This window comes from Variovorax sp. NFACC27, assembly GCF_048301545.1.
Classification (GTDB): domain Bacteria; phylum Pseudomonadota; class Gammaproteobacteria; order Burkholderiales; family Burkholderiaceae_C; genus Variovorax; species Variovorax gossypii.
In genome coordinates this window covers 3,901,042-3,924,944 of sequence record NZ_CP157613.1, presented here as the reverse complement: position 1 = coordinate 3,924,944, position 23,903 = coordinate 3,901,042, and the positions used below count along the sequence as shown (strand labels likewise).

General features: G+C 68.8%; 22 protein-coding genes. 20 read left to right on the top strand and 2 right to left on the bottom strand.

Annotated features, from left to right (window positions below; genetic code table 11):
• The first annotated feature begins 4 nt into the window (after nt 1-4).
• The 16 genes from ABL840_RS18440 (at nt 5) to ABL840_RS18365 (ending at nt 18,358) form a co-directional block, all read left to right on the top strand.
• Complete coding sequence (locus ABL840_RS18440; protein ID WP_093307195.1) at nt 5-802, top strand: 4'-phosphopantetheinyl transferase family protein; 798 nt, start codon at nt 5-7, stop codon at nt 800-802.
• Nucleotides 799-1,623 (top strand): serine aminopeptidase domain-containing protein, encoded by an 825-nt coding sequence (locus ABL840_RS18435; RefSeq protein WP_093195185.1) that lies wholly within the window; start codon nt 799-801, stop codon nt 1,621-1,623. Before ABL840_RS18440 ends, ABL840_RS18435 begins: the two co-directional genes overlap by 4 nt.
• A complete protein-coding gene (locus tag ABL840_RS18430; RefSeq protein WP_256227960.1) occupies nt 1,616-2,569 on the top strand; it encodes a hypothetical protein in 954 nt (317 codons plus the stop codon). Before ABL840_RS18435 ends, ABL840_RS18430 begins: the two co-directional genes overlap by 8 nt.
• A gap of 87 nt (nt 2,570-2,656) precedes the next feature.
• Nucleotides 2,657-3,868 carry a polysaccharide biosynthesis/export family protein gene (locus ABL840_RS18425; RefSeq protein ID WP_093307128.1) on the top strand — a complete coding sequence of 404 codons (1,212 nt, stop codon included), beginning with the start codon at nt 2,657-2,659 and terminating at the stop codon, nt 3,866-3,868.
• A 47-nt stretch (nt 3,869-3,915) separates the two neighbouring features.
• A complete protein-coding gene (locus ABL840_RS18420) occupies nt 3,916-6,243 on the top strand; it encodes a polysaccharide biosynthesis tyrosine autokinase (RefSeq protein WP_093307127.1) in 2,328 nt (775 codons plus the stop codon).
• The gene (locus ABL840_RS18415; RefSeq protein WP_093195188.1) at nt 6,240-6,962 is read left to right on the top strand and encodes a sugar transferase; all 723 of its coding nucleotides are present in this window, start codon (nt 6,240-6,242) and stop codon (nt 6,960-6,962) included. The genes ABL840_RS18420 and ABL840_RS18415 overlap by 4 nt, the downstream gene beginning before the upstream one ends.
• 71 nt (nt 6,963-7,033) lie before the next feature.
• The gene (locus tag ABL840_RS18410) at nt 7,034-8,029 is read left to right on the top strand and encodes a GDP-L-fucose synthase family protein (protein WP_093195189.1); all 996 of its coding nucleotides are present in this window, start codon (nt 7,034-7,036) and stop codon (nt 8,027-8,029) included.
• Between the two features lie 25 nt (nt 8,030-8,054).
• On the top strand, nt 8,055-9,377 hold the full coding sequence (locus ABL840_RS18405; protein WP_093307126.1) for a hypothetical protein: 1,323 nt from the start codon (nt 8,055-8,057) through the stop codon (nt 9,375-9,377).
• 26 nt (nt 9,378-9,403) lie between these two features.
• Nucleotides 9,404-10,483, top strand: coding sequence for a glycosyltransferase (locus tag ABL840_RS18400; RefSeq protein WP_093307125.1), 1,080 nt, complete (start codon nt 9,404-9,406; stop codon nt 10,481-10,483).
• Nucleotides 10,480-11,430, top strand: a complete 951-nt coding sequence (locus ABL840_RS18395; protein WP_093307124.1) for a hypothetical protein — start codon at nt 10,480-10,482, stop codon at nt 11,428-11,430. Before ABL840_RS18400 ends, ABL840_RS18395 begins: the two co-directional genes overlap by 4 nt.
• 52 nt (nt 11,431-11,482) lie before the next feature.
• Complete coding sequence (locus ABL840_RS18390; protein ID WP_093307123.1) at nt 11,483-12,415, top strand: hypothetical protein; 933 nt, start codon at nt 11,483-11,485, stop codon at nt 12,413-12,415.
• Nucleotides 12,416-12,439: 24 nt separating this feature from the next.
• Nucleotides 12,440-13,699: a polysaccharide biosynthesis protein gene (locus ABL840_RS18385; RefSeq protein ID WP_093307122.1), complete on the top strand. Its 1,260-nt coding sequence runs from the start codon at nt 12,440-12,442 to the stop codon at nt 13,697-13,699.
• Nucleotides 13,696-14,943, top strand: coding sequence for a glycosyltransferase WbuB (locus tag ABL840_RS18380; protein WP_093195195.1), 1,248 nt, complete (start codon nt 13,696-13,698; stop codon nt 14,941-14,943). Before ABL840_RS18385 ends, ABL840_RS18380 begins: the two co-directional genes overlap by 4 nt.
• Before the next feature lie 28 nt (nt 14,944-14,971).
• Entirely contained in the window at nt 14,972-16,093 is a 1,122-nt protein-coding gene (gene galE / locus ABL840_RS18375) for a UDP-glucose 4-epimerase GalE (protein WP_093307121.1), read from the top strand.
• Nucleotides 16,086-16,865 carry a LuxR C-terminal-related transcriptional regulator gene (locus ABL840_RS18370; RefSeq protein WP_093195197.1) on the top strand — a complete coding sequence of 260 codons (780 nt, stop codon included), beginning with the start codon at nt 16,086-16,088 and terminating at the stop codon, nt 16,863-16,865. Before galE ends, ABL840_RS18370 begins: the two co-directional genes overlap by 8 nt.
• A 44-nt stretch (nt 16,866-16,909) precedes the next feature.
• Entirely contained in the window at nt 16,910-18,358 is a 1,449-nt protein-coding gene (locus tag ABL840_RS18365; protein WP_093307120.1) for a mannose-1-phosphate guanylyltransferase/mannose-6-phosphate isomerase, read from the top strand.
• Here the strand turns inward: ABL840_RS18365 and ABL840_RS18360 are convergent.
• Nucleotides 18,336-18,938 carry a DJ-1/PfpI family protein gene (locus ABL840_RS18360; protein WP_093307119.1) on the bottom strand — a complete coding sequence of 201 codons (603 nt, stop codon included), beginning with the start codon at nt 18,936-18,938 and terminating at the stop codon, nt 18,336-18,338. The two genes, ABL840_RS18365 and ABL840_RS18360, sit on opposite strands and share 23 nt — an antisense overlap.
• Before the next feature lie 105 nt (nt 18,939-19,043).
• Between ABL840_RS18360 and ABL840_RS18355 the strand changes: the two genes are divergently transcribed.
• Together ABL840_RS18355 and ABL840_RS18350 are read left to right on the top strand one after the other, a co-directional pair.
• Entirely contained in the window at nt 19,044-20,381 is a 1,338-nt protein-coding gene (locus ABL840_RS18355) for a PLP-dependent aminotransferase family protein (protein WP_093307118.1), read from the top strand.
• 183 nt (nt 20,382-20,564) lie between these two features.
• Nucleotides 20,565-21,320: a hypothetical protein gene (locus tag ABL840_RS18350; RefSeq protein WP_143043006.1), complete on the top strand. Its 756-nt coding sequence runs from the start codon at nt 20,565-20,567 to the stop codon at nt 21,318-21,320.
• A 56-nt stretch (nt 21,321-21,376) separates the two neighbouring features.
• Here ABL840_RS18350 and ABL840_RS18345 read toward each other — a convergent pair whose 3' ends face one another.
• On the bottom strand, nt 21,377-22,357 hold the full coding sequence (locus ABL840_RS18345; protein ID WP_093307116.1) for an NADPH:quinone reductase: 981 nt from the start codon (nt 22,355-22,357) through the stop codon (nt 21,377-21,379).
• Nucleotides 22,358-22,590: 233 nt separating this feature from the next.
• Here ABL840_RS18345 and ABL840_RS18340 point away from each other — a divergent pair, with 233 nt between their 5' ends.
• Together ABL840_RS18340 and ABL840_RS18335 are read left to right on the top strand one after the other, a co-directional pair.
• Complete coding sequence (locus ABL840_RS18340; protein WP_093307115.1) at nt 22,591-23,382, top strand: alpha/beta fold hydrolase; 792 nt, start codon at nt 22,591-22,593, stop codon at nt 23,380-23,382.
• 252 nt (nt 23,383-23,634) lie between these two features.
• Nucleotides 23,635-23,883, top strand: coding sequence for a hypothetical protein (locus ABL840_RS18335; RefSeq protein WP_418116323.1), 249 nt, complete (start codon nt 23,635-23,637; stop codon nt 23,881-23,883).
• The last annotated feature ends 20 nt before the right edge of the window (nt 23,884-23,903 follow it).

Below are 23,903 nucleotides of genomic sequence, written 5' to 3'. Positions count from 1 at the left end.
CAGCATGACCGCCAGCTCCCTCTACGCGCTGTCCATCGACGCACCGGTCTGCCGGTACGTCGACCTGGACAGCTTCACCGACCTCCCGTCCGAAGACCTTCTCTCGGAGGAGGAACGCGCCCGCGCCGACGGCTTCCGCTTCGAGCTGGACCGGCAGCGCTACGTGGCCTCGCATGTCGCGCTGCGGCAGGCCCTGAGCGAGTACACCGGCCTGCATCACGCCGAGCTGCACCTGTCCAAGGGCTCCTTCGGCAAGCCGTCGCTCACGGGCCATGCGCGTACGCAGTTCTCGCTGAGCCACAGCCAGGGACTGGCGCTGATCGCCATCGGCGGACGCGGCCCGCTGGGCGCCGACATCGAGCTGCTGCGCCCGGTGCCGGACGCGGCGATCCTCGCGGCCGAGCATTTCACGCGGCGCGAACAGGAAGCGCTGGCCGCCCTGCCCGCACAGGAGCGCGACCGCGCCTTCCTGACCTGCTGGACCCGCAAGGAGGCCTGCCTGAAGGCCATCGGCGTGGGGCTGCTGGTGTCGTCGCAGAGCTTCGAGGTGGGGCTGGAAGCCGACTGCCGCAGCGTCGAGCTCTCGGTGGCCGGCCGCATCCTGTGGCTGGTGCTCGGGCCCGCGCCCGCGCGGCTGGACTGCGTGGGCGCGATCGCCGAGTGGCGCCAGACGGAGGCGCGCGCGAACCGGCTCGGCGCGGCCGGTTCGGGCGACGCGGGCGACACGGGCGGGTATGCGAACGGCCCGTCTCTCCCGCCTAAAGCGGGCGCCCCGGCGCGCAGCATGGAGATCGCCCCATGACCCGCTTCGAGCCGATCATGTTCGGGCCGGCCTCGCGGCAGGTCTTCGGCGTGTTCCATCCGGCCGAGGAAGACCGCGGCGGGAACGACACCGCCGTGCTGCTGTGCCCGCCCTTCGGCCAGGAGGGGCTGCGCACGCACCGCTTCTTCAAGGTGCTGGCCGAACGGCTCTCGCGTTCGGGCATCGCCACGCTGCGCTTCGACTTCTACGGCTCGGGCGATTCGCCCGGCGAGGAGGTCGAGGGCGAACTCGACGGCTGGCGCCGCGACCTGTGTTCGGCGCACGAGGAGTTGCGGCGGCGCGTGCCCGCAGCCTCCATCGTGTGGATCGGCGCGCGGCTCGGCGCCACCGTGGCCGTGCTGGCCGCGCGCGGCGGCCGCTGCGATCCGGTGCGGCTGGTGCTGTGGGAACCCGTGATCGACGGGCGCCGCTATGCGCGGCTGCTGCGCGAGCAGCACGTGGCGGCGATCGACACCACCTTCTGCATCCCCGACCTGGCCTGGCGCCGCGACCTCGTGCAGGAGCCCGAGGCCATCCCCCATGAAGCCCTGGGCACCCTGCTCTCGCCCGCGCTGCGCGCGCAGCTGGCGGCGCTGGTGCCCGAGTCGCTGCCGCTCACCGCGCTGCACGACACGCTGGTGCTGGCCGGTCCCGACGACGAGCGCACCGCCCAGTGGGCCGCCGACCAGCAATCGCGCCACATGCCGGTGCGCCTCGCGTACTTCAGCCACCAGCTCGACTGGACCTCCGACCCCTATCCCAACAGCGCGATGGTCCCGGCCGACGCGCTCAACCGCCTCCAGGGGGCGCTTCATGAATGACGCGAAATACGACGTGAAGGCGGCCGCGAAGCAGACGCCGCTGCTGTTCGGCCCGGGCGATGCGCTGATGGGCATGCTCACGGCGCCCGCGCGGCCGGCGCCGGGCGGCGTTGCCTGCCTGATGTTCAACATGGGCGCCAACCACCGCGTGGGGCCGCGCCGCATCAACGTGAAGCTGGCGCACCTGCTGGCCGAACGCGGCGTGGGCAGCCTGCGCTTCGATCTCGGCGGCATCGGCGACAGCGACGCGCTCGACACGTCGCCCGACCTGCAGATCCGCGCCGTGCACAGCCTGAAGGCGGCCATGGACGCCGCAGAGCGCATGCTGGGCGCACGCCAGTTCGTGATCGTCGGCATGTGCTCGGGCGTGCAGCACGCGATGTCGGCGGCCCTGGCCGACAAGCGCGTGGTGGCGGTGTCTCTGTTCGACGGCTTCGCCTTCCCCGAGCTGCGCGCGCGCCTGGAGCGCAACCTGCGCCGCGCGATGGCCGCACCCGCGCACCCCTCGTTCCCGGGCAAGGCCCGGCGCTGGCTGCAGCGCCGCTTCCTGCGCAGCCACTCGACGGTGCCGCTGCCGGGCTTCTTCGCCGAAAGGCGCGCGCCCGAGGCGAACGCGATCTGGTTCGGCGCGGCGCTGGAGCGGCTCGTCGAACGCAACGTGGCGGTGCAGCTGCTGTATTCGGGCTCGCTGCATGTCTGCGACCGCGGCCGCGACCAGCTCGGCGCCTTCGCCCGCAAGCCCTTCGCGCAGGGAGTTCAGTACGAGTTCATCGGCGAGGTCGACCACACCGTCTGCACCGAGAAGGGACAGCAGCTGTTCCTGCGCTCGGTGGGCGACTGGGTCACCGAGCGCTGTTTCGGCGCCAGCACGGAACGGCGCAGCCAGGGCAGCCGGGCGCCGTCCGGCGCGGAGCAGTCCATGCCCACCACCTGGGCCGCGCCCTGAGGCGAGGCCTTCACCCATTGCAACCACTGTCGACAAGCCAACAACCAGCCCCTCACCAGCCAACAACCGACCGTCAAGGAGTTCACCATGCAACGCCACGATCCAGCGACGCAATCACGCGGAACGCGCCCTCTCGCAGTCCTGTCCCGGACGGAGGCCGAGTCCCGCCTGCGATGGCTCGGCCTGGCCCTGCTGCTGTCGCTCGGACTGGTGGCGCTGTCGGGCTGCGCGCCGGGCTTCGGCACGGTAGGGCCGCTCGGCTACGGCAAGACCAACGGCGACAGCACGGCCTCGGCGGACAGCGGAAAGATCATCCCGATCACGCCCGACCTGATCCGCACGCAGCTCGCGCAGAAGCCCAAGGGCCCGCCGGAGAACATCAAGCGCCTCTTCGCGACGGCGCCGGTCTACACCATCGGGCCGGGGGACGTGGTCGGCATCATCGTGTACGACCATCCGGAGCTGCTGCCGAACGCCGGCGCGGTGATCGCGCAGCAGTCCGACCCGACCGGCGTGACGGTGGCGCCCGGCTTCATCGTCGACGCCAAGGGCGAGATCTTCTTTCCCTACATCGGGCGCACCAAGGTGCAGGGCCTGACCGAGAGCGGCGCCTCGGAGCTGATCGCGCGGCGCATCAAGGCCTTCATCAAGGACCCGCAGGTGACGGTGCGCATCCAGTCGTTCCGCAGCCAGCGCGCCTACGTGCAGGGCGAGGTGCGCACGCCGGGCCTGCAGATCTTCACCGACGTGCCGATGACGCTGTCGGAGGCCATCAGCCGCGCCGGCAGCTTCACCCAGGCCGGTGACCGCGCGCGCATCACGCTGACGCGCGGCGGCGTCTCCACGGAGATCAACCTGCCGATGCTGCAGTCGCTGGGCGTGGACGGCAACGGCATCCCGCTGCGCAACGGCGACGTGGTGAACGTCGGCACCCGCGAGGACAGCCGGGTCTACGTGATGGGCGAAGTGCGGGCACCTTCCGCGCTGCAGATGCGCAACAACGGCCGGCTGAGCCTGAACGAGGCGCTGGGCGACGCGGGCGGCCCCGACCTGGCGACCTCCGACCCCGGCCAGATCTATGTGGTGCGCAACGCGCCCGACAACCTCGACGTGCAGCAGGTCTTCGCCCTCAACGCGAAGAACCCGGTGGCGCTCGCGCTGGCCGACCGCTTCGAGCTGCAGCCGCGCGACGTGGTCTACGTGGACCGCGTGCCGCTGGTGAGCTGGAGCCGCGTGTTCAGCCTGATCCTGCCGGCCGCCCAGGTCGTCAACCTCGCCCGCGACACCGCCCGCCGCTAGGCACCCGCGTATCCGGACCAGGAAAGCAACAGCAAGAGGTGACACACATGAACGCGCGCTGGCAACCTACGCTTCCCGCCCCCGCGGCGGCTCCCGTGACGGTGCTCGAAACCACCGCCTGGACCCGGGAATCCCGGTTCCACGAGTACCTCGACATCCTGATCGACAGCCGCTGGCTGATTGCCGGCATCGCCGCGCTGGCGCTGCTGGCCGGCGTGGGCTATGCGCTGTTCGGCACCCGCGTCTACGAGGCCAACATCCTGATCCAGGTCGAGGACCCGGACCGCTCGGGCGGCAACTTTCCCGGCGATGCCAACGGAGGCGGCGGCATCAACGTGAAGACGCCGACCGCCGGCGAGACCGAGATCCTGCGCTCGCGCATGGTGCTGGGCCAGGCGATGGAGAACACCCTGCTCTACATCGACGCGAAGCCGCGCTACATCCCGGTGGTGGGCGAGTTCCTCTCGCGGCATTCGAGCCAGCTTTCCTCTCCCGGCATCTTCGGCTACGGCAACTACGTCTCGGGCACCGAGAGCATCGCCGTCGCACGGATGGACGTGCCCCAGGCGCTCGAGGGCAAGAAGTTCACGCTGGTCGCCGGCGCCGACGGCAACTACGCGCTGACCAACCCGGCCATCGAGTCCCCGCTGCACGGCAAGGTCGGCGTGCCGCTGGACGCCACCGTGCCCGGCGGCTCGCTGCACCTGCTGGTGGGCTCGATCGACGCCCGCCCCGGCGGCGCCTTCGAGCTGGTGCGCCACTCGAAGCAGCTCACGCTGCTGGGTCTGCAGAAGGACCTGCGCGTGGTCGAGAGAGGCAAGCAGTCGGGCGTGATGGACGTCAGCCTCCAGTCGGGCAACCGCAACCAGCTCGCGGCCGTGCTCAACGAGATCGCGGGCCTGTACGTGCGGCAGAACATCGACCAGAAGACGGTGCAGGCCGAGCGCGGCCTGGCCTTCCTGGGCACCGAGCTGCCGAAGTTCAAGCAGCAGCTGGAGCAGTCCGAGGACGCCTACAACCAGTACCGCAACCAGAACGGCACCGTCAACCTGGACGACGAAGCCCGCAATGCGCTGTCGCAGAACGTGGACCTGCAGGCCAAGCTGTTCGACGCGAAGCAGAAGCGGCTGGACCTGGTGGGCCGCTTCACCTCCGAGCACCCGATGGTGAAGACGCTGGACGCGCAGATCGCCTCGCTCAAGAGAGAGCTGGGCACCGTCGACGGCCGCATCCGCCGCATGCCGATGCTGCAGCAGAACGCCCTGCGCATGCAGCGCGACATCAAGGTCAACACCGAGCTCTACGCGACGCTGCTGAACAGCTCGCTGCAGATGCGGCTGGCCAAGGAAGGCAAGGTGGCCAACGTGCGCGTGCTCGACCAGGCGCTGGTGGCCGAGAAGCCGGTACGGCCGAAGGCGCTGATCGTGGTCGCGCTGGCGCTGGCCGGTGGTCTGTTCGCAGGCGGCGCGGCGGCGATGGCGCGCAAGAACCTGAAGCGCTCCATCGGCAACCCCGAATCCATCGAGGCCGTCATCGGGCTGAACGTGTACACCACCATTCCGCTGAGCACGCAGCAGCGCGTGCTCGACCGCGCCGTGCGCGACGGCAAGCCCGGCATCAAGGTGCTGGCGGCGCTGCACGTGGAAGACCCGGCGCTCGAGGGCCTGCGGCGGCTGCGCACCGCGCTGAAGTTCGTGATGATGGGCGCGCCCAACAACCGCGTGCTGATCTCCAGCGCCACGGCCGGCGCGGGCAAGACCTTCGTGTCGTCGAACTTCGCGACGCTGCTGGCGGCATCCGGCAAGCGCGTGCTGCTGATCGACGCCGACCTGCGCCGCGGCAGCCTGAGCGAGGAGTTCGGACTGCAGCGCAAGGACGGGCTGTCCGACGCCATCGCCGGCGGCGTGCCGCTGGAGCAGGCCATCCACCACCACGTGCTGCCCTACCTGGACGTGATGTCCGCGGGCACGCTGCACCCGGACCCGGCCGGCCTTATGACCAGCGACGCCTTCGCGCATGCGCTGTCGACGCTCTCGACGCGCTACGACGTGGTGGTGGTCGACGCGCCTCCCACGCTGCTGGCCTCCGAGACCGCCGCGATGGCACCGAGCATGGGCACCCTGCTGCTGGTGGCCCGTGCCGACAACAGCGAGATGGGCGAGCTGCTGGAAAGCACCAAGCGCCTGGCCCACGTGGGCGCGGCCTTCCACGGCGTGGTGTTCAACGCGGTCGACACCTCTCGCCGGCGCAACCGCAGCTACGGCTACGGCTACTACGGCTACGCCCCGGTGGCGCGCCGCGATCCTCCATTCGCGCTGGACACGGCCGACACCGTCATGCCCAAGCGAATCCTGCCGGAGCACGCCGAATCATGAACACGCTGCGATCCACCTCTTCCACGGGAACGGGGCGGGGCCCCGGCAACTCGGGCATCGGCGCCGCCGCCAACACGGCCCCGTACATGCCGATGGGCGGCGCGCCCTGGCTGCGCCGCGCCAAGCGCGCGGCCGACATCCTGATGGCCGGCTCGTTCTTCGTCTTCTTCGGCTGGGCCTACCTGCTGATCTGGCTGGGCGTGCTCTACACCTCGGGCGGCCCGGCCATCTACATGCAGCCGCGCTACGGCCGCAACGGCCGCGTCTTCAAGTTCTACAAGTTCCGCTCGATGGTGGCCGACGCCGACGCCGTGCTGGCGCGCCACCTGCGCCAGAACGAGGCCGCGCGGCGCGAGTGGGCCGTCTACCAGAAGCTGGAGCACGACCCGCGCATCACCCGTTTCGGCGCCTTCCTGCGCAAGTACAGCATCGACGAGTTTCCGCAGTTCTGGAACGTGCTCAAGGGCGACATGAGCATGGTCGGCCCGCGCCCCTGCATGTTCGCGCAGAAGGAGCTGTACGGCGACTACTGGGGCCACTACTGCGCCGTGCGCCCGGGCATCACCGGCCTGTGGCAGATCAGCGGCCGCAACGAGATCAGCTACCGCCGCCGCGCCGCGATGGACGCGGAGTACGTGGCCCACCTGTCGCTGTGGCGGGACTTCGTGATCCTGCTGAAGACCTTCGGGGTGGTGACCGGTGCGCGCGGGTCGCGCTAGCCGGGGCCCCAATACCTGCTCCCCTCTTTTCCGACGACTCAACCACATCAACCACTTCACCGAAAGCTCATATGCGAATCTTTGTTGCAGGTCATCGCGGCATGGTGGGTCAGGCGACGGCACGGCGCCTGCGCGAACTGGGTCACGACGTGGTGACGCGAACCCATGCCGAACTCGATCTTCTCGACCAGGCAGCCGTGGCCCGCTTCTTCGCGACGGAGCAGATCGACCAGGTCTACCTGGCGGCGGCCAGGGTCGGCGGCATCCACGCCAACATGACCTATCCGGCGCAGTTCATCTACGAGAACCTGGCCATCGCCACCAACGTGACGCACCAGGCCTTCGTCTCTGGCGTGAAGCGGTTGCTGTTCCTCGGTTCCAGCTGCATCTACCCGCGCATGGCCGAGCAGCCGATCCGAGAGGAATACCTTCTCAACGGCAAACTAGAGCCCACCAACGAGCCCTATGCCATCGCCAAGATCGCCGGGCTCAAGCTGTGCGAGAGCTACAACCGCCAGTACGGCGCCACGCACGGCATCGACTACCGCAGCGTGATGCCGACCAACCTGTACGGTCCGGGCGACAACTATCACATCGAGAACAGCCATGTGGTGCCAGCGCTGATCCAGCGCTTCCACCTGGCCAAGATCAGCAATTCCCCGAGCGTGCTGATCTGGGGCAGCGGCCGCGCGCGGCGCGAGTTCCTGTATGTCGACGACATGGTCGAAGGCTGCCTCGCGGTAATGAACCTGTCGCGCGCCGAGTACGACCGCCAGACCGATGCGATGCGCGGCCACATCAACCTCGGTACCGGCGAGGACGTGTCCATCGCCGAGCTCACAGAGTTGATCCGCGACGTGGTGGGCTACACCGGCACCATCCGCTACGACCTCGCCCAGCCCGACGGTGCTCCCCGGAAGCTGCTGGACGTCTCGCGCGCCAACAGCCTCGGCTGGCATGCAACGGTGCCGCTGGCCGAAGGGCTGCGCCGCACCTACGCCGACTACCAGGAGGCGATCCGCCCGGTAGAGGAAACCGAGCCGGTCCAGGCACACGCCCACGCCTGAAACAGCCACCCACGGCAGACCCGCCATGCGCCCCCTCTCCTTCTGGTCCGGCATCGTCTGCGCCATGCTTTGCGGCCTGGTCGATCCGGCCTGGGGCTACGCGGCGGTGGCGGTGCTGTCGCTGGTCCAGCTGGCGATGCTGGGCGGCTCCGGCGGCAGCGTGTTCCTGCTGATCCACTACACGGCGATCCTCACCTACTTCTCGATCGCGCCGGCGATGCAGATCTCGCACGACCTGGAGTTCTGGGACGCGGGCGTCATGCGCACGGAGTCGCACACGCTGGCGCTGACGCTGCTGGTGCTGTACATGGCGGGCGTGGAGGCGGCGCGGCTGGGCGTTCCCGACGGGCCCGTTCACCAACCGGGGCGCCACGACAAGCAGCTGGTCGGCGTGGCCCACCCGCTGCTCCTGCTGCTGAGCTGCTCGCTCGCGGCCTTCGCCTCGCTGTTCATCAAGCCCGAGCTCAACTTCGTGGCGCGCGGCATCGTGGGCGTGGGCGGCGAGGACAACGTGCCGATCGACTTCATCTTCTATTCCACGCTGCCCAAGCTGGTGGTTCTGCTGTGCTTCGTGGCGCTGGCCATCCATGCGGCGCGCCGCAGGACGCTGTGGTCCTGGTGCGCAGCGGGCATGGCCTTCGCGCTGGCGCTGGCGGCGGCCAATCCGGTGAACACGGCGCGGCAGGTTTTGCTGATCGGACTGCTGCCACTGCTCATCCATGCACTGGGGCGCGGCCGGCGCTGGCTGCTCGCGGGCACGATCTTCGGCGCCATCGCAGGCCTTGGGCCGATGCTGAACCTGATCTCGCGCGGCAGCATGTGGGGAGAGGAGCTGCGGACCTTTCCCTTCAGCCAGGACTTCGACGCCATGTTCGTGGTGGCCGGCATCCTGGAGCGCGCGCCCATCCCGGACCTCGGCTGGGGCCGCTACCTGCTGTCGGCGTTCTCGTTCTTCCTGCCGCGCGACCTGAAGATGTTTCCCGACTTCGACCCGCTCGGCTGGTCGGCCATCCTCGGCAACTTCTCGCAGAGCAACCTGTCGCTGCCGCCCTTCACCACCGCCTACTTCGACTTCGGACTGGCCGGGCCCGCGCTCTTCGGCTTCGCGATCTCGGCCGCGTTCCGGGCGGTCGACCGCGCCGTCGATCCGAACCGCCCGGTGTCGAGCACCTACCTGGCGGCGCTGGTGCTGCTGGCCGCCTACGTGCCGTTCATGCGCGGGCCGATCCTGGGCTGGGGGCCTTTCATGGTCTCGGGCCTGATCGCCGCCGCCATCGCAGGCGCACTCAGCTCCCGAGCGCGCCGCGTGCCCGCGCGCACCCTGCGGCACGGCCTGCCGGGCGCCTGAAGAGCCCGCAAGGAAAGAAAAGAAACATGGCCACGTTCCTCTACTACGACACCATCCGCTTCAACAAGGCGGCCGGCGGCGTGCTCAACGTGTCGGAGGTGCTTCTGCGTCACATGCGCCTGTCGCCGGAGGACCGGGTCGAGCCGGTGAGCGAGCGGCATCCGCGCCTCTTCGCGCTGGCGCAGCGCCTGAAGATCAGCCGCTTCGTGCTCGACACGCTGCTCTACAACTTCCATCGCCTGCGCGTGCTGCTCACGGGCGAGCAGCTGTTCTCGGTCTTCCCCAACTACTACCTGCCGCTCACGCCGCTGGGCCGGCACCGCGACTCGATCGTCGTCGTCCACGACCTGCAGTACAAGGCCTATCCCCAGTACTTCGGGCGCGGCAAGCGCCTGTTCCTGGACTGGAACCTGTGGCGCGCCGCGCGCAGTGCCGCGGACGTGGTCTTCATCAGCCGCAGCAGCCAGCGGGACTTCGAGCGCCACTTCGGCCGCTGCGGACACTCGACGGTGATCTTCAATCCGGTCGATGCGCCCCGGCCCGCCGCGGCCCCGGCCGCCACCGCCGCCGGCGAGCGCTACCTCATCGCGGCCTACCACTACTACCCGCACAAGAACTTCGACGGCATCCTCGCCCTCTTCGAGCGCATGAAGACCGCCGGCCTGGTCGACTACCTCGACATCACGGGCAACGGCGCGGACGCGGTCGGGCGCATGGTGTCCGTGCTCGCGCCGGAGGTGCGCTGCTGCGTGCGGCACCGGGGACTGGTGTCGCGCGACGAGCTGCTGCGGCTGTACCAGGGCGCGACCGCGTTCATCTCGCTGTCCACCTTCGAGGGTTTCAATCTCTCGGCGGCCGAGGCGGCGACGCTGGGCGTGCCGCTGCTGCTGTCGGACATCCCGGTGCATCGCGAGCTCTTCACCGACTACGCCTTCTTCGTGGGCGCCGACGACGGCGATCCGCAGCCGCTCGCCCGGTATCTCGCGCACCACGAGCACGCGCGCCCGGCGTGGGCGCATGCCGCCACCTGCGCGCCCGCCAACGTCGCGGGGCGCTATCTCATGCTCAAGCGCGGCGCGCTGTCGCTCGCGGGGGCCATGTCATGACGGGGCGCCTGCTTTCCGCCGTCCGCCTTCTCGCGGCGCTGCCATTGCTGGCGGCACTGCCGCTGGCAGGCCATGCCCAGCCCTCGACCCTTCCGGTGCCGGGCTTCGGCGTGATGGTGCACTACCTGCCCGACAAGCAGTCGATCGGCGAGATCAAGCGCTTCGACGTGGAGGCCTTCGCGTCTTCGCTGGCGGAAATGCGCGCCTCGCACCTGATCCTGACGCTCGGGCAGAACAACGGCCAGTACATCGCGCCCAATGCCGCGCTCGAAGTGCTCTGCCCGTCCAGCGCCGCCAACCGCCCGCCGCGCGATCTTCCGCTGGAGATCGGCCGGGCGCTGCGCAGCCGGGGCATCACGCTGATCCTGTACCTGCCGTTCCGCGCGCCGCAGGGCGACCGCGCGCTGATGGATTGCCTGGGCGACGTGTCGGAGCAGGAGCCGCCGCCCGCCCGCTTCATCGCCGCATGGTCGAGCGTGATCCGCGACTGGTCGGAACGCTACGGCGTGCTCGCCAGCGGCTGGTGGTTCGACGGCACCTACAACACCAGGGGCATCACGCCCGCCGGTTGGGAAATGCTCTGCGGCGCGGCGCGCACCGGGGCGGCCAGCCGGCTGCTGGCCTTCAACGCGGGCGAAGGCGCGGAGCGCTTCAGCGCCAAGTCGGCACCCTGCCAGAACCTGATGGCCGGCGAATACATGCAGCCGCCCGCGCACCTGACCAGCCCGCCGTCGGAGCTGACCTTCCATGTGCTGACGCCGCTCGGCGCCTCGTGGGGCCGCGAGACGCCGGCGCGCTTCACCGCCGCGCAGCTGCGCGACTGGATCTCGGAGGCCGCCGCCGCGAACGGGCTCTTCACACTGGACATGCCCATCGACGCCACGGGGCGTTTTCTTCCCGCGCACGTGGCGCTCATGAAGAGCGTCACGGCGCGCAGCAAGCCCTGAAGTCCGCATCAACGAATCGCTGTCACATCCCGCCAACCCTTCATCAAGCGCCATGAAATCTTCCTTGCCCTTCATCGTCGTCGAAGACCGCCAGAACAAGACCCTCGCGCTGTGCCGCGAGTCGGCGGAGCTGGCCGGCGAGTTACTCTTCGTGCTGTCGGACACCGACGCGGGCCCGGCCTACGAGCGCTTCTGCCGCTCGTACGTGCACCTGTCGAGCAATCCTCCGGAATTCGAGAAGATCTGCTTCCGCCGCTACTTTCTCCTAGCGCGGTTTCTGGAATCCCACCCGGAAGTGCAAGATTTCGTGCTGGTCGACAGCGACGTGCTGCTCTTCCAGGGCGCGGGGGCCCACATCAGGCGGCTCGCGGGCAAGGCCGATTTCTCGGGCTCGCGCATGCAGTCGGCCGACGGCTGGAATCCCTGCCAGATCTCGCCGCACGTGAGCTACTGGACCTCGAACGGCCTGCGCCGCTTCGTGGCCTACGTGCTCGACAGCTACTCCACACCCTCGGGTCGCAGGAAGCTGCGCGAGATCGCGGCGCGCTTCGCCGCGCGGGGCGTGCGCGGCGGCGTGTCCGACATGACGCTGCTGTACCTCTGGGCACACGCCACGGGCAACGACGACCCGATCAACCGGGTGCTCGACGGCACGGTCGTCGACCACAACATCAACGGCATGCACAACCTGCACCGCGGGGAGTTCAAGGTGCTGGGCGGCGCCAAGCGCATCGCCTGGCGCGAAGGCAAGGCCTGGCTGACGAGCACCACCGGCGACATGACGCGCGTGGTGGCGCTGCACTTCCAGGGCAGCGCCAAGATGGCCATGCCCTATGCGCTGCGCGGCCACATGCTCACCGTGGCGGCCGTCACCTACGCGCTGCAGATGGCGCGCCGCGCGAAGAACAACGCCTTCCGCGCCGGCGCATTCGCGCGCCGGGTGATCGACACCCGCCGCGTGCACCGCGTGCCGGCCGGCAAATAGCCGAACGAGAAGCGAGCCCGCGCCATGAAGCACTTCAGCCTGCCACTCACGCCGCCCGGCGCGCGCATGGCCTGGCTGTCCGGGCTGGGCGCGCTCGCCTCGCGGCTCTATGTGTACCTGTCGGGCTTCCTGGCCATCTTCCTGATGGCGGCGAGCATCCCGCCTGCGCGCTTCGGCGAGTACTCGATCTACCAGTCGGTCATGGAGGTGGCGCTGGTGGTCGGCACGCTGGGCAGCTCGCTGCTCTTCTCGCGCCACGCGGCCACGGTGCCGCCGGGCGTGACGCGCGGCGACGTGGTGCGCACGCTGGCCATCGGCCTGCCGCTGGCCACGGTGCTGGTGACGGTGATCCTCACGGTGCAGCGCATGCCCGTGGGCGACGCGCCCTTCGCCATCCTGGTGGCGACGCTGGCCGTGTTCGCCTTCAACAGCCTGCGCCTCTCCTTCAGCCGCGGCCTCGGGCACGCGGGGCTGCTCAACCTGGAGGCCGGCATCCGCGCGACCGTCCTGGTCGCGGGCGTGAGCCTGTGCGTGGCGGTGCGCTTCGATCTCGGCGTGGCGCACCTGCTGCTCATCAACCTGATCGCCGTCGTGATGGTGTGCCTGGCGGTGGGGCTGCCGGCCAACGGTGCCGCGCCGCCCATCGGCCGTGCCGCGCTGCAACTAGGCTCGCAGGCTAGCGCGACGGTGTATTCGCTGCTCATGTTCCTGCTGCGCAAGTCGGACCTGCTCATCGTGGCGTACTTCATGCCGCTGAGCTACGTGGGCGCCTTCAAGCTCGCCTTCCTGCTGGCGGAGGCGCCGTCGCAGTTCGTGCAGTCCTTCCTCTTCACGAAGACGCCGGCCATGCTGGAGACCGAGGCCGGCAACTTCACGGCGGCGAAGCTGCGCCTGGCGAAGCACTCCTTCCTGCTGGGCTGCGCGCTCTTCGTCGGGCTGGCGGCCCTCATCACGGCCGCGGCGCCGCTGCTCAAGCTGGGCAACGAGGCGCGCTCCATCTTCCTGTGCATCGCGCCGTACTTCCTGCTGCGCACCTACACGATCCACCACGAGATGGTGCTGTCGCTGAAGACCTCGATGGGCTCGCTCGGCCGGTGGGCGCTGCTCGAAGTGGCGCTGCGGCTGGCGTCCTACGGCGCGGTGGCGGTGCTCTTTCCGGGCAAGCCGCACTACGTCTTCTTCATTGCCTGCGTGACCGACTTCGTGCTGTGCGAGACGCGCATGCGCCTGCACTTCGGCTTCTTCCCCATCTTGCGCCTGCTGGCGCGGGGATGGGCGTCATGAAGATCCTCGTCTATTCGATGAACTTCGCGCCCGAGCTGGCCGGCATCGGCAAGTACTCGGGCGAGATGGCCGAATGGCTGCAGGCGCGCGGGCACGAGGTGCGGGTGATCGCGTCGCCGCCCTTCTTTCCGCAATGGGCCGTGTCCGAGGGCTACTCGGCATGGGCCTACCGCAAGGACGACTGGAACGGCGTCAAGGTCTGGCGCGCGCCCACCTGGGTGCCACGGAAGCCGCGCGCACTGGGGCGGATCGGGCACCTGCTGTCCTTCACGCTGTCGAGCATTCCGCTGCTGCTGGCGCAGCTGCGCTGGCGGCCCGACGTGGTGTTCGTGGTGGAGCCGCCCGTCTCCTGCGCACCGGCCGCGCTGTGCCTGGCGAAGCTGCTGCGCGCCAGTTCGTGGCTGCACATCCAGGACTACGAGGTGGACGCCGCCTTCGGCCTGGGCTGGGTGCGCGGCGAACGGGTGCGCCGCTTCGCGCTGGCGGCCGAGCGCTGGCTGATGCGCAAGTTCGACCGCGTCTCGACCATTTCGTCCACGATGCTCGCCAAGGCCCGGGAGAAAGGCGTGGACGAGTCCAGGCTGGTGCTGTTCCCGAACTGGGTCGACGTGGAAGCCATACGCCCCGTCGAGCGCCCCGCGCTGGCCACGGGCGCATTCGCGCAGGGCTATCGGGCCGAACTGGGCATCCCGGCCGAGGCGGTGGTGGTGCTCTATGCCGGCAGCCTGGGCAGCAAGCAGGGCATCGAACTGCTGGCCGATGCAGCGCGGCTGCTGGTGTGCTCGCACGACATCCATTTCGTGTTCTGCGGCAACGGGCCGAGCCGCGCCTCGCTGATGGATGCCTGCGTGCGGCTGGGCAACGCGCACTTTCTCGACCTGCAGCCGGCCGAGCGGCTCAACGAGCTGCTGGGCATGGCCGACATCCACGTGCTGCCGCAGCGCGCCGACGCGGCCGACCTGGTCATGCCATCGAAGCTCGGCGGCATGCTCGCCAGCGGCCGCGCCGTGATCGTGACCGCGCACGCCGGCACCGCGCTCAGCGAGGCCGTGTGGGGCCGCGGCGTGGTGGTCGAGCCCGGCGACCCCGCCGCGCTGGCCGATGCCATCGAACAGCTCTCGATGTCGCCCGCCACGCGCGAGCTGATGGGAGCGATCGGCCGGCGCTTCGCCGAAGCCGAGCTGGACCGCAACGTGATCCTGCAGCGCCTCGAAGAGGAACTGCAGCGCAGCATCGCCGCGTGAGGCGAAACCGTCGCGAGGACAAGCCACCATGCCAGCCCCCGGAATCCTCGTCACAGGCGGCGCCGGCTTCATCGGCAGCCACACCTGCGTGGCGCTGATCGCGGCGGGCTACCGGCCGGTGGTGCTCGACACGCTGGTCAACAGCGACGCGCGCTCGCTGAAGCGGGTGGCGTGCATCACCGGCATCGAGCCCGTGCTCGTGCGCGCCGACGTGCGCGACGCGGCGGCGCTCGACCGCGCGTTCGCGGCGCACCCGGTGCGGGCGGTGGTGCACCTGGCTGGGCTGAAGGCGGTCGGCGAGTCGGTGGCCGATCCGCTGGGCTACTACGACGTCAACCTGGCCGGCACGCTCTCGCTGGTGCAGGCCATGGGCCGCGCCGGGGTGCGCACGCTGGTGTTTTCCTCGTCGGCCACGGTGTACGGCGACTCGCATCCCTCGCCCATACCGGAGTCCGCGGCCTGCAACGCGGTCAATCCCTACGGCCGCACCAAGGCCATGGTGGAGAGCGTGCTGGCCGACCTCTCGCGCTCCGACGGGCGCTGGGGCATCGCCTGCCTGCGCTACTTCAACCCGGTGGGCGCGCACGAGAGCGGCCTGCTCGGCGAGCTGCCGCACGGTCCGCCCAACAACCTCATGCCCTACGTCGCGCAGGTCGCGGCCGGCGAGCGCGACTGCCTGGTGGTGCACGGCGCCGACTACGACACCGCCGACGGCACGGGCGTTCGCGACTACGTGCACGTGATGGACGTGGCCGAGGGTCATGTGGCGGCGCTGCGCCATGCGGCGCGCCGGCCGGGTGTTCTGATGACCAACCTCGGCACCGGCCATGGCGCGTCGGTGCTTGAAGTGGTGTCGGCCTTCGAGCGCGCGAGCGGCCGCCGCATCGCGCTGCGCATCGGGCCGCGCCGACCCGGCGACGCCCCCGCCTACTGGGCCGATGCGCGCGGCGCATTCCTCGCCCTCGGCTGGCGCGCGCGCCGCGACCTCGACCAGATGTGCGCCGACAGCTGGCGCTGGCAAGCCGCCAACCCGCACGGCTTCGACGACCCGGCACCGGCCTTCGCCGCGAATCTTCCGCGCTTCCAGGACAACAGCGGTGCCGACACCGACGCCAATATCAACTCCAACGTGGGACATAGCCATGCCTGACAACGCTTCTCCCCCGCCCGGCGAGCAAGGCACCGGCCGACCGGGATATCCACCACCGGGCGTCTGCGCGCCCGCCGCGCCCCTGTGGCCCGGCTTCCTGACCGGGCAGGAAGACTCGCCCGTGCGCGTGCTGCTCGTCGAGGACGACGAGTTCATGCGCCGCGTGATTGCCCAGGAGCTGCTGTCGGACCTGCGCATACAGCTCGAAGGCCAGGCCGGCAGCCTGCGCGACGGCCGGCGGCTGCTGGCCACGCACGAGTTCGACGTGCTGATGGTCGACCTGCGGCTTGGCGACGGCACCGGCTTCGACCTGATCCAGGAAGCGCGCGAGCACCATCGCGCCGGCGAGATCATCGTGATCTCCGCGCTGGAAGACGAATCGCACGTGCTGCGCGCCTTCGAACTCGGGGCCACCGGCTACCTGCTGAAGGACGCATGGCTGCAGAGCTTCGCGCAGGCCGTGCTGCAGGTGGTGAACGGCGGCGCGGCCATCACGCCGCGGCTGGCGCGCAGGCTGCTTTCGAGGCTGAGCTACCGGCCTCCCGGCGCGCTGCCGCCAGCGGAGCCGCTGCAGCGCGAGGCGACGCTCACGGCGCGCGAGTGCGAGATCCTGCGCTTCGTGGCGCGCGGCCATGTCACCGAAGAGATCGGCAACAAGCTGGGCATCTCGGGGCAGACCGTCAACGCGCACATCAAGAACATCTACAAGAAGCTGCACGTGCATTCGCGTGCGCAGGCCGTGAGCTACGCGGCCTATACGGGGCTGATCTGAGCGCCCCGATCCACCCGGTTTCAACACACCCGACGCTGGCGATCATGAACACCCTCCTTTCCATCCATCCCGTGGTTCTTTGCGGCGGCAGCGGCACCAGGCTGTGGCCGCTGTCGCGCAAGGCGCTGCCCAAGCAGTTCGCGCCGCTGGTCGGCGGCAAGAGCCTGCTGCACCTCACGCTCGAACGGCTGGCGCTGCTGAACTCCGCGATCACCTGCGTCACGTCGGAAGACCACCGCTTCCTGGTGAAGGAGACCATGGACAACGCCTGCGCCACGGGCCGGCAGATCCTGGAGCCGGTGGCGCGCAACACGGCGGCCGCCATGGCTTCGGCCGCGCTGGTGGCCGAAGCCGACGACCTGCTGCTGTTCGCGCCTTCCGACCATCACATTCCCGATGCCCCGCTGTTCGCCCGCACGGTGCGCTCCGGCATCGAGGCCGCGCTGTCCGGAAAGATCGTCACCTTCGGCGTGGCGCCGAGCTTTCCGAGCACGGCCTACGGCTACATCGAGGCCGGGGCGCCGCTTCCCGACGGGCACAGCCAGGCCGTGGCACGCTTCGTGGAAAAGCCGACGGCGCCCGTGGCCGAGATGCTGATCCTGCAGGGCGGCTACAGCTGGAACGCCGGCATCTTCCTCGTGCAGGCTCGCACGCTCATCGCCGCGCTGCGCGAGCATGCCCCCGAAATCCTGCAGGCCTGCGAGCGGGCCACCGCCGGCGCGACGCGCGACGGCAGCTTCATGCGGCTGGAAAGCGCCGCCTTCTCCGAATGCCGCTCCGAGAGCATCGACTACGCCGTGCTCGAGAAGCACCGGCACATCGCGGTCGTGAAGTTCGAGGGCATGTGGAGCGACGTCGGCAGCTGGAACGCGGTGGCCAGCCTGCACCCGGCGGACGACGCCGGCAACCGGCTCAGCGGCAAGGCCAGCGCCCTGAATTCGCGCAACACCTTCATCCACGCACCGCACCGGCCGGTGGTGGCGCTGGGCACCGAGAACCTCATCATCGTGGACACGCCCGACGCTGTGCTGGTGGCCGGCGTGGGTTGCGCCGAGCAGGTGGCCGACGTGGTGCGCAAGCTCTCGCAGGAGGGCTGCGCCGAGGCCACCGAGCACCGTCGCGTGGTGCGGCCATGGGGCGCCTACGACAGCATCGACCTCGGCGAGCGCTTCCAGGTGAAACGGCTGACCGTGAAACCCGGCGCCAAGCTGTCGCTGCAGATGCATCACCACCGCGCCGAGCACTGGGTGGTGGTGAAAGGCACGGCGCGCGCCACCTGCAACGGCGAGGTCACGCTGGTGCACGAGAACGAATCAATCTACCTGCCCTCGGGCGCCATCCACCGCCTGGAGAACCCCGGCCGGACGGTGCTCGAAGTGATCGAGGTGCAGACCGGCGGCTACCTGGGCGAGGACGACATCGTGCGCTTCGACGACACCTACGGTCGATGCGCGCCGGCCGAGCAACAGGTCATTGCGGCAGATACGGCTTGATGTTCTTCAGCGCGTTGGCCACGTAGGCCTCCTTCTCGCCCACCGGCGCCACGTAGTGCAGCGCCGCCTCCGCGGCCTCGATGCCCTCGGTGCGCGCGATGATCCAGCCGGCGAGGTAGGGCGAAGCGAAGCAGCCGCCCGCCGTGGCGACATTGCCGTGCGCGAAGAAGGGCTGGTTCAGCACCTCGACGCCGGCCTCCTGCACCCAGGGCTTGGTGGTGAGGTCGGTGCAGGCCGGAACGCCTTCGACGAGGCCGAGCTTTGCCAGCACCAGCGTGCCGGAGCATTGCGCCGCGATCAGCTGCCGTGCCGGGTCGAGCGACAGGCGCCCCATCAGCTCCGGGCTGGCGACCACCTCCCGCGTCTTCACTCCGCTGCCGACGACCACCGCGTCGGCGGAGCGCGCCTCTTCCAGCAGCGACTGCGCGCGAATGGTCACGCCGTTCATCGACGTGACTTCCGGCGTCGGGCAGCAGATGCTCACGCGCCAGTCCAGCTTCTTGATGCGGTTGAGCACGCCCAGCGCGATGAGCGAGTCGAGTTCGTTGAAGCCGTCGAAGGTGAGGATGGCGATGTGCATGGTGTCGGTTCGTGGGGATGCGAAAGGGAAGCGGGAGGGACGCACCCATCGTAGTGACGACGATCAATACAATCAAAAAATTGTCATGGATACATCCGACGCACGATGGCCGAAGCCCGATACAAGCAACTGGTGGATGAACTCGCCGCCCAGATCCGCACCGGGCAGCTGAAGCCCGGCACCCGCCTGCCCACGCACCGCCGGCTGGCCGAGCGCCACGGGCTGGCCCTGGTCACGGCCTCGCGCGTCTACGCGGAGCTGGAGGCCATCGGGCTGGTCAGCGGCGAAGTCGGCCGCGGCACCTTCGTGCGCGAGACCGCCATGCCCGGCGGCACGGAAGCCGACCAGCGGGCGCTGCCCGCCGACATGCTCGACCTGAACTTCAACTACCCCGCCCTGCCCGGACAGGCCGAACTGCTGCGCGGCGCGCTGCGGCAGCTCGCCACCGGCGGCGAGCTGGAGGCGATGCTGCGCTATGCGCCGCATGGCGGGCGCATGCACGAACGCGCCTGCTTCGCCCGGCACCTGCTCGAGTCGCGAGGGCTGGCCGCAGAACCGTCGAGGGTGCTGCTGGTCGACGGCGCGCAGCACGGCCTCGCGGTGACGGTGATGGCACTGCTGCAGCCCGGCGACGTGGTCGCGATCGACGCCCTCACCTACCCCGGCTTCAAGGTGCTCGCCGAGGCGCACCGGCTCGAAATGGCACCCATACCCGCCTCGGGCCAGGGCCCCGACCTCGACGCGCTGGAGCGCCTGTGCGAGCGGCGTCGTGTGCGTGCCGTCTACGCCATGCCGACGATGCACAACCCGCTGGGCTGGGTGATGAGCGCGAGCCGCCGCCGCCGTCTCGCGGCCATCGCAAGAAAGCACGGCCTGCTCGTCATCGAGGACGCGGCCTACGCCTTCCTGGCCGAAGACCCGCCGCCGCCGCTGGCAACGCTGGCCCCCGAAACCACGGTGTATGTCTCCGGCCTTTCCAAGAGCGTGGCGACCGGCCTGCGCGTGGGCTTCGTCGCCGCGCCGGAAGCCTTCGTGCCGAAGCTCGAACGCGCGATACGCGCCACCACCTGGTGCACGCCGGGCGTGACCACGGCCATCGCCTGCGGGTGGCTGGAAGACGGTACGGTCGATCGCCTCGAGTCGCAGAAGCGGCAGGATGCGGCGGCGCGGCAGATCATCGTCGGCGAAGAGCTCGCGGGGCTGAAGTGCGTGCGGCATGCCTTGTCGTACTTCGCCTGGCTGCCTCTGCCCGAGGAAACGCGTGCCGATCGCGTCGCGACGGCGCTGATGCGCGAAGGGGTTTCGGTGTCCACCGCAGAGCCCTTCGCCACGTCGAAACATGTGCCGCATGCGCTGCGGCTGGCGCTGGGGTCCGTGGGGCTGGATGGGTTGCGCGGTGCGCTGCGGACTGTGCGGCGGGTGGTTGGGGAGCAGGCGTTCTGAAAGTGCCCGCGCGGGCGACCATCCCGGCCTCGAAAAGGATGCTCCACTGCGAGGCACGTCCCATGCCCGCACCACGGCGCAACGAGTCGCAACATAAAAGCCGTCGCGGCGCGCCCGTGTGCGTCAGAATTGCCGATCGACGTGGGCGTGCCCGTGACGTGGCCGCCCGGCGAGGAGGTTGCCATGCCGTACGACCGCGACTTACTGCTCTTTGGCGCCAAGCGGCACGCAGTGCTCAGACTGGATGAGATCCAGCAGTACGGCGTCGACAGCTATCAGGATCAGGACTACGTCTCCATTTACGGGCTACGCCCTCCGCAGGCTCATGCGATGGGAGTTCGCATGCTCGGGCGCACGGCGGTCGAATGCACGCGTGACGACCTGGCCGAGGCCATTGCCAGCGATGTCGCAGCCTTGGCGAACCGGTGCGCTTCGACATCTCGACTTGTCGTCGACCCTTTTGCCGGCTCAGGCAACACGATCTTCTGGTTGCTGCGCAAGCTCGAGGGGGCACGCGCGGTCGCCTTCGAGAACGACCCCCTGGTCTACAACGTCAGTTCGAAGAACCTCGCGCTCCTGAATCTGCCTTTGCGCCTCGAGTGCATCGATTTCCCGCCCGGCCTCGAGCATGTGCGCGCAGCGCCGGGCGAACTGGTGGTGGCCTTCATCGCGCCCCCATGGGGCCGTGCTCTGGATGTTCGGCGGGGTCTGGACCTGAGACGCACAGAACCACCCGTCGTGAGCATCGTGAAGGAGTTCGTTCGTCGATTTGACGGGAACCCCATGCTCTTTGCGATCCAGGTCCACGAACGGGTGGAACCCGAGTCACTGACGGACCTCGTTTCACACTTCGATGCCTTCGAACACAAGGTCTACGAGTTGAACAGCGCAGGACAGAACCACGGGGCCCTGATCGGCTGTGTCGGTTGGTCGCCTTGACCGACCTGCGGCGAACAACTGAAGGAAGGCGCCAGTGCTCCGGAGCCAATCTCCGCTCAACCCAGTTCCACGACGACGTTGCCGATCAATTTTCCGGCCTCGACCGCTTCGTGCGCCGCAGCAATCTCGTCGATCCCGAACTTCGCTCCGATCGTGTGCGACAGGACTTTCCCCGCCGTCATCCGACTTATCCGGTCGATGGCGATGCGTCGGTCTTGCGGAGCAAGGTCATAGACGAGAAAGAAGTGCAGGCTGAACGAGTTCCACAGTAGCGCGCGATAAGGAACGGCGATGTCCTCATACACGTTCGAGCCATATGAAACCAATGCGCCATGCGGGGCCAACCCTCCGCCGGCAAGCAGCTGGACCGTGGTTGAAAAGTCCATGTCGACGATGGCATCCACTCCGCGGCCTGCCGTAAGTTGCTTGACGCGCTCTGCTAGCGGCTCGGTCTTGTAGTCGATCGTCGCGTCGACACCGGCAGCAAGCGCGTGTTGGGCCTTGCTTTCGGAACCGACTGTCCCGATTACGCGCGCGCCGCCGATGACCGCGAGCTGTGCGGCGTAGTGGCCGACAGCCGATGAAGCTCCTATCACGAGGACCGATTTGCCTGCGATGTCGCCGAGGCGCTGTACGGCGTGAACGGCCGTCATGAGCGGAATTCCGAAGCACGCTGCCACCGCGAAATCCATCGACTCGTGGAGTCGCACCGCCTGCACCTCCGGCAGGACGATGAATTCGGCAGCGGTACCCATCGGGCGCTGCCACTGCCCGTTCCAGATCCATACGCGTTCGCCCAACCGCCCGGGCGACACGCCGTCGCCAACTGCGTCGATCACGCCGGCACCATCGCTGTGCGGTACCACGCGTTCCGCTCCGAGCGGGCGGGCACCTCTTGCCTTTACATCGGATGGATTGACGCCCGAGGCCACGACCTTTACCCGGACTTCCCCAGGCCCTGGTGTCGGCACGGGCAATTCACCGACAACAAGAACGTCCCGGGCATCCCCGTTTTTCGAGTACCAGGCTGCACGCATACCGACCTCGCTTTTTTTCCGAGAGAGATTTGGATCGATGGCGAGAAATGCAGAGGCTACGCCTGGGCGGGAGATACGGCAACGGCCATGCGCGCCACGTACGTCATTCGTCCAAAGTGTCTCGTTCGGGTGTTCAATCGGACTGAGACGAAGAGCGATTCATCGAACCCGGGTGGAGCCGTGTCATTCGCGCAGCTTCGTCCGCCTGCGTCGCCGTGAACCGGAGATTCAAGATGCCAGACGTGATTTCCGATGGGGTATCGATCCACTACGAGGTCAGGGGGCATGGCTCGCCCGTGCTTCTCTTGGCGGGACTGGCGGGAGTGGGCTCATCCTGGGGGCCACAGATCGATCTTTTCGCAAAGTGTCATCAGGTGATCGTTCCCGATCATCGGGGCACCGGCGCCTCCGAGCACACCGCACGCGCCATGACGATTGCGCAACACGCGCGCGACATGGCGCGAGTGGTCGAAATGGTCGGGTGCGGGGCGGCTCACGTGGTCGGCTCGTCGACAGGAGGCGCCATCGCGCAATTGATGGCGATCCGTCATCGGGACCTGCTGCGCAGCGCAACGATCGTCTCGTCCATCGCACGCGCGGACGCGTACTACCGACGTCAGTTCGAGATGCGCAGGCGCATGCTGACCGATTCCGGCCTGCGCGCATCCACGGAAGCCAATGCCCTGTTCCTCTTCGCCCCCGGATTCCAGCGTGAGCATCCGGAGCGGGTGCAGGCATGGGTGAACGCCACGTCGGCCGGCACGTTCGAACCCGAGATCGGCTTTGCCAGGATCGACATGATCGTGGGGCACGACGCATTCGATGAATTGCCGTCGGTCTCCACGCCGACGCTGGTGCTGGTGGGAGATTGCGATTCCTGCGCGCCGCCTTACTTCTCCGCGGAACTGGCCACGCGGATTCCCGGCGCCGAGCTGGCCATCCTGGAGGGTGGTCACTTCATCTTCCTGGAGAAGCCGGAGCTGCTGCACGCCACAGTCGAGGCATTCATCGCGAAGCATGAGTAGGCAGTTTTGAACGCACGACAAATGGAACCCTGCGTCCGTCCCGAAGCCGCTGGCACACCGCGCCGCGATGCACCAGCCCGCCACTCCCGGCCTATCGATCCGGCGCCATCCACGAGCCTTGACGTACATTGGCGCCGCCCCCTCAAAACGCCCGCCGTTCCACAAGGAGATTCGATGAACATGAGACCGTCAAAGTCCGTCCGCGCGTCGCCAGCCACCGCAACCGGCGCACACGCCATCGGTACAGCCGCAATGGGCTCCATCGTGATCGGCGCCGCAGCCCTCGGTGCCCTGGCCATCGGGGCCCTGTCTATCGGTCGACTCTTTGTGGGCCGGGCTCGGATTCGCCGGCTGGAGATTGATGAGCTCGTTGTTCGTCGCATTCGAGTCATTGAACAGCTGACGCCGCCGGCAGCGTCGATGCCCGGTAGCGTTCTTGGAGATTCGGAACTCGGTGTCGAAGCGGTGAAGACGCGGGTTGAGATGTCAAAGTCGTTGTGACGGCTATCGGCTAGAAGCGG

Coding starts and splice junctions, on each gene's coding strand:
- ABL840_RS18430 (WP_256227960.1), top strand. CDS start 1,616: ATGAATGACGCGAAATACGACGTGAAGGCGGCCGCGAAGCAGACGCCG.
- ABL840_RS18435 (WP_093195185.1), top strand. CDS start 799: ATGACCCGCTTCGAGCCGATCATGTTCGGGCCGGCCTCGCGGCAGGTC.
- galE (WP_093307121.1), top strand. CDS start 14,972: ATGCCAGCCCCCGGAATCCTCGTCACAGGCGGCGCCGGCTTCATCGGC.
- ABL840_RS18415 (WP_093195188.1), top strand. CDS start 6,240: ATGAACACGCTGCGATCCACCTCTTCCACGGGAACGGGGCGGGGCCCC.
- ABL840_RS18420 (WP_093307127.1), top strand. CDS start 3,916: ATGAACGCGCGCTGGCAACCTACGCTTCCCGCCCCCGCGGCGGCTCCC.
- ABL840_RS18350 (WP_143043006.1), top strand. CDS start 20,565: ATGCCGTACGACCGCGACTTACTGCTCTTTGGCGCCAAGCGGCACGCA.
- ABL840_RS18370 (WP_093195197.1), top strand. CDS start 16,086: ATGCCTGACAACGCTTCTCCCCCGCCCGGCGAGCAAGGCACCGGCCGA.
- ABL840_RS18390 (WP_093307123.1), top strand. CDS start 11,483: ATGAAATCTTCCTTGCCCTTCATCGTCGTCGAAGACCGCCAGAACAAG.
- ABL840_RS18410 (WP_093195189.1), top strand. CDS start 7,034: ATGCGAATCTTTGTTGCAGGTCATCGCGGCATGGTGGGTCAGGCGACG.
- ABL840_RS18440 (WP_093307195.1), top strand. CDS start 5: ATGACCGCCAGCTCCCTCTACGCGCTGTCCATCGACGCACCGGTCTGC.
- ABL840_RS18395 (WP_093307124.1), top strand. CDS start 10,480: ATGACGGGGCGCCTGCTTTCCGCCGTCCGCCTTCTCGCGGCGCTGCCA.
- ABL840_RS18365 (WP_093307120.1), top strand. CDS start 16,910: ATGAACACCCTCCTTTCCATCCATCCCGTGGTTCTTTGCGGCGGCAGC.
- ABL840_RS18400 (WP_093307125.1), top strand. CDS start 9,404: ATGGCCACGTTCCTCTACTACGACACCATCCGCTTCAACAAGGCGGCC.
- ABL840_RS18360 (WP_093307119.1), bottom strand. CDS start 18,938: ATGCACATCGCCATCCTCACCTTCGACGGCTTCAACGAACTCGACTCG.
- ABL840_RS18345 (WP_093307116.1), bottom strand. CDS start 22,357: ATGCGTGCAGCCTGGTACTCGAAAAACGGGGATGCCCGGGACGTTCTT.
- ABL840_RS18405 (WP_093307126.1), top strand. CDS start 8,055: ATGCGCCCCCTCTCCTTCTGGTCCGGCATCGTCTGCGCCATGCTTTGC.
- ABL840_RS18340 (WP_093307115.1), top strand. CDS start 22,591: ATGCCAGACGTGATTTCCGATGGGGTATCGATCCACTACGAGGTCAGG.
- ABL840_RS18385 (WP_093307122.1), top strand. CDS start 12,440: ATGAAGCACTTCAGCCTGCCACTCACGCCGCCCGGCGCGCGCATGGCC.
- ABL840_RS18335 (WP_418116323.1), top strand. CDS start 23,635: ATGGGCTCCATCGTGATCGGCGCCGCAGCCCTCGGTGCCCTGGCCATC.
- ABL840_RS18355 (WP_093307118.1), top strand. CDS start 19,044: ATGGCCGAAGCCCGATACAAGCAACTGGTGGATGAACTCGCCGCCCAG.
- ABL840_RS18425 (WP_093307128.1), top strand. CDS start 2,657: ATGCAACGCCACGATCCAGCGACGCAATCACGCGGAACGCGCCCTCTC.
- ABL840_RS18380 (WP_093195195.1), top strand. CDS start 13,696: ATGAAGATCCTCGTCTATTCGATGAACTTCGCGCCCGAGCTGGCCGGC.